At 56.6% G+C, this 3,643-nt stretch carries 1 protein-coding gene; it reads right to left on the minus strand.

The genetic code is table 11. The annotated features are described in order from the left end of the window. The coding region (locus IO95_RS23705) for an autotransporter-associated beta strand repeat-containing protein (protein WP_200874199.1) at window positions 1–3,643 on the minus strand (3,643 nt) is incomplete at both ends.

Genomic DNA, 3,643 nt, shown 5'->3' on the forward strand with positions numbered 1-3,643 from the left:
CCATTGCCGATTTGCAAGGTCGCGCCACTGTCAACCGCAGTGACACCGCTGTAGCTGTTGGCCCCGGTCAGCACCAGCGTGCCGTTTGAGGCAGTCAAGGTGCCGGTAGTCCCCGACACCACACCGCTAAACAGCCCGCCATCGGTAACCGTCAGGTTACCGCCGCTGATTGCCAAGAGCCCTGCCCCTGCCAAGCTGCCCACGGTCTGGGTAAAGCCGTTGATATCAGCGGTGGTGTTGGCGTTAATCGCCAGTTGGCGGGTGTTGCCCAGCGCATTATCTGAGCCCAACAGCAAGGTGCCCCCGGTCACGGTGGTAGTGCCGGTATAATTGTTACTGCTGTTAATCAACTCGATTAAGGTGGTGGCCTCAATCGCCAGGTTGCCTGAACCGGTGAGCAGCGCCGTCATATTATTGGCACCGGTGGGGGTGAGGCTGTCACCCGACAAGGTCAGGGTTTGATTGTCTTGCAGCGCCAGTTGGGTCAGCCCCACATTGATAAATAGCCCGCTGGTGTCACTGGCCAATGCATAGCCGTAGTCACCGATGGCTACCGTATTGCCGCCCTGAAGGATATTGACCGCCGCCGTAGACAGCGCCGTGCCAGTGAGGTCAGTCAAACTCAGGTTGTTGGCTGCCCCCGTAACATTAGTGGCCGTTACCAGTTGTTGTAGAACACCATCATCCTGTTGCAACAGGTTACCGGTACTGTCTGCAACCCCATTAGAGTCAACCTGTACCGTTCCCGCATCGAGAGCCAAGGCCCCGGTGGTCACCTGCCCGGTGGGTAAGTTGGCGAAACGTGCGGTACCGCCATTGAAGGTCAGGCTACCAACCGCCTGATCACCCACCCCGATGGTGGTGACGTTGCCAGCGCCCAGTTCCAGCGTAGCCTGGCTCAGCGCCGCGGTATTGGTGCCCGACAGATCAAAGTTGCTGGTGCCCAGCGCCAGGGTGCCAGTAAAGTCGGACCCGGTGGTGCCGGTAAAATCAAAGCTATTGCTGCCATTTTGCAGCGCCACCGACAGCACCCCGGCCCCGGTTAACGGGTTGGCAAAGCTGTAATTGCCGCCATTGGTGCTGGTCTGGTCAATGGCAAAAGTGGCTCCAGCGGCAATATCAACCGCGCTGCTGGCATTGATCGCGCCAGAACCCGTCAGCCGTAGGGTGCCGTTAGCCACCGAGGTACCGCCGCTATAACTGTTCACCCCGGTCAGGGTCAAGGTACCACTGCCGCTCTGGGTCAGGCTGCCGTTACCGCTGATAACCCCGGCATAACTCGCGGCATCAGTTCGGTCGAACAGCACCAAACCCGCATTGCTGATATTGCCCGCATAGCTTCCGTCTGTGCCCCCATTGCCGATTTGCAAGGTCGCGCCACTGTCAACCGCAGTAACTCCGCTGTAGCTGTTGGCCCCGGTCAGCACCAGCGTACCGGTTGCGGCGGTCAAGCTGCCGGTTGTCCCTGACACCACGCCGCTAAACAGCCCGCCATCGGTGACCGTCAGGTTACCGCCGCTGATTGCCAGCAGCCCTGCCCCCGCCAAGCTGCCCACGGACTGAGTAAAGCCGTTGATATCGGCGGTGGTACCGGTGTTAATCGCCAGTTGGCTCGTGTTGCCCAGCACATTATCTGAGCCCAACAGCAAGGTGCCACCGACCACGGTGGTAGTGCCGGTATAATCGTTACTGCTATTGTTGAGTTCAATCAGGGAGGTAGCATCAATCGCCAGGTTGCCTGAACCGGTGAGCAACGCCGTCATGTTATTGGCACCCGCTGGCGTAAGGCTATCACCCGACAAGGTCAGGGTTTGATTGTCTTGCAGCGCCAGTTGGGTCAACACCACATTGATAAATAACCCGGTCACATCGTTGGTCAAGGCGTAGCCGTAGTCGCCGATGGCGACAATATTGCCGCCCTGAAGGATATTCACTGCGGCTGTCGACAGGGCCGCGCCACTCAAATCAATCAAGCTCAAGTTAGCAGCTACGCCGGTGACACTACTGGCAGCCACCAACCGCTCTTGTGCCCCTTCATCCTGTTGCAGCAGGCTCCCCAAACTGTCAGCGGCCGTGGTAGGGTCCACCTGTACCGCACCTGCATCCAGGGCCAAGGCCCCGGTGGTCACCTGCCCGGTAGGTAAGTTAGCGAACCGTGCGGTACCGCCATTGAAGGTCAGATTGCCTACTGCCTGATCGCCCACACCAATGGTGGTGACGTTGCCAGCGCCCAGCTCCAGCGTAGCCTGGCTCAGTGCGGTGGTATTGCTGCCCGACAGATCAAAGCTGCTGTTACCCAGCGCTAAGGTGCCGGTAAAGACGGAACCGGTGGTACCAGTAAAATCAAAGCTATTGCTGCCGTTTTGCAGCGCCACTGACAGCAACCCGGACCCAGTTAACGGGTTGGCAAAGGTGTAATTACCACCATTGGCGCTGGTCTGGTCAATGGCAAAAGTGGCCCCGGCGGCAATATCTATGGTACCGCTACTGCTGAGCTCCCCAGCTCCACTCAGCCTCAGGGTGCCGTCAGTAATCGTCGTTCCTCCCGTATAGGTATTAGCCGCAGTCAGTTGCAGTTCGCCTACACCCAATTTAGTTAAAGAGGTCCCACTTATTGCCCCGGCAATAGTGACGAGAGGTGCCCCTACCGCGAGTCCGAAATCTATTACACCACCACCACTGCCCAACACCATATCTTGTGAGATGGTCATTGGTGCAGTCACCGCAAGCCTGGCACCATTTAGGATGGTCAATGTTCCCGCATCATCTCCAAGTGCCTGAGCACTATTAATAACCAATATTCCATCATAAATAGTCCAAGGAGTGATAGCCGTAGTGGTTCCGCTTAACGTCCACGTCGAACTACCGGTTTTTTCAAAGTTGCCGAAACCCTGGTATTGCGCCCCTGTACCAACAGTGGAGACATCAAACGTATCATCGACGGTTCCCCCCAAGCGAAGGGTATCCGCAGCACTGAATGCGATGACATTGCCGTTAATCAAGAAGCCTGAATACAATTCAAGGATATTGCTACCACCAGTAAAGGCAATGGCATCTCCCCGTGTACCGAGGCTGTCAATACCAGCATTAATCGTACCAATATTGATGATGGTTAAATCCGAACCGGTGATCCCGGCACCTGCAGCAGTATTAAACGGTGAAGCCAGATTCCCGGCATTCCCGCCGGTAATGGTCCCTGTATTAGTAATAAATAAATTTGCGCCAGCGACTCCCGCGCCACCAGCACCATTGGCACCCCGGTTGGCAAGGTCTGAGGCATTACCGGCATTGCCACCATTGCCCCCGACAATCCTACCGCTGTTATCAAGCGTCCCATTGCTGGTAAAGAAAAGGCCAATTCCCCCCTCACCGCCATTCCCACTACCACCGCCAGAAGTGACTGCACCAGCGCGAGCAAACCCACCATTGCCACCATTTCCTCCTCGAATCAGCGCGGTACCTTCAACGCTTAGGTTTATGCCGCTACCGTTAGCGACAATACCAAAGCCAGCAGCGCCACCACCACCACTTCCATTACCCACAGAACAGCCATTACAGGTATCGCCACCATTACCACCATTACCACCAGTATAAGAACCAGATTCACTACTATCACTGGTAATGACCCTGGCATGAGCTCCCC

This window comes from Serratia sp. DD3 (assembly GCF_000496755.2).